The organism is Chromohalobacter sp. 296-RDG (genome assembly GCF_029889885.1).
Classification (GTDB): domain Bacteria; phylum Pseudomonadota; class Gammaproteobacteria; order Pseudomonadales; family Halomonadaceae; genus Chromohalobacter.
Genome location: NZ_JARANY010000260.1, coordinates 1 through 947, shown reverse-complemented (window position 1 = coordinate 947; position 947 = coordinate 1). Strand labels below are relative to the sequence as shown.

Genomic DNA, 947 nt, shown 5'->3' with positions numbered 1-947 from the left:
TCGTATGAACGATTTGATCAGCAGCGTGCGGATCAAGGGGCTGGTGGAAATGGACGGCCGTGACGTCAATGCCCGCGGCATGGATGAAGTGGCGCTGCGTCGACGTGTGGGCATGGTCTTTCAGAAGCCCAATCCGTTTCCCAAGTCGATCCATGAAAATGTCGCGTATGCGCCACGCATGCACGACATGGTCAGCCGCAAGGCCGACCAAGACGAATTGGTAGAGCGCGCGTTGCGCGATGCGGGTCTATGGAACGAGGTCAAGGACAAGCTTTATGAGCCGGGAACCTCGTTGTCCGGGGGGCAGCAACAGCGGCTTTGCATTGCGCGGGCAATTGCCGTGCGTCCCGACGTCATCCTCATGGATGAACCGACCTCGGCACTCGATCCGATTTCCACGGCAACGATTGAGGACCTGATGGATAAGCTCAAGCAGGATTTCACCATCGTCACCGTGACCCACAACATGCAGCAGGCAGCACGTGTGGCGGATTACACGGCGTTTTTCCACCTCGGTGAGATGATCGAATACAACGCCACCAAGCAGATGTTCGCCAACCCGCATACCAAGAAGGCGGAGGACTACATCACTGGTCGCTATGGCTGATGGCTCCTGCAAGTAAGTCGGTGTATGAACAATAAAGGGCGCACATGCGCCCTTTATTGTTATACCCGGCGATGCCTCATGACGATGGTGCGCGTACTTGTCGTGTCAGGGGCCCCCAGGCAAGTAGAAACCCGACACTCACCATGGCAATCATCAGCATGAGAATGGCGGTGAACGTAATACCTGCGTCGAGTAGTAGCCCGAAGGTCGCGGGGGCGAGTCCTGAGGCGAACACCATGCCCGCCACGAAAATCGAGCGCAAACGTCCGAGGTGCTCGCTACCCCAGAACTGGATCAGCAAGCTGGTGACAGTAGGTTCCTGCATGCCTGTCACGATGCC

Annotated in this window: 1 protein-coding gene and 1 pseudogene; one reads left to right on the top strand and one right to left on the bottom strand. The window is 57.2% G+C overall.

Annotation, left to right across the window (positions count from 1 at the left end):
* Positions 1 to 607: phosphate ABC transporter ATP-binding protein (locus OP495_RS18955; RefSeq protein WP_280571212.1), on the top strand; the 607-nt coding region annotated here is incomplete at its 5' end.
* Positions 608 to 683: 76 nt separating this feature from the next.
* Here OP495_RS18955 and OP495_RS18950 read toward each other — a convergent pair.
* Positions 684 to 947 (bottom strand): annotated as a pseudogene (locus OP495_RS18950) (MFS transporter); the annotation flags it as partial.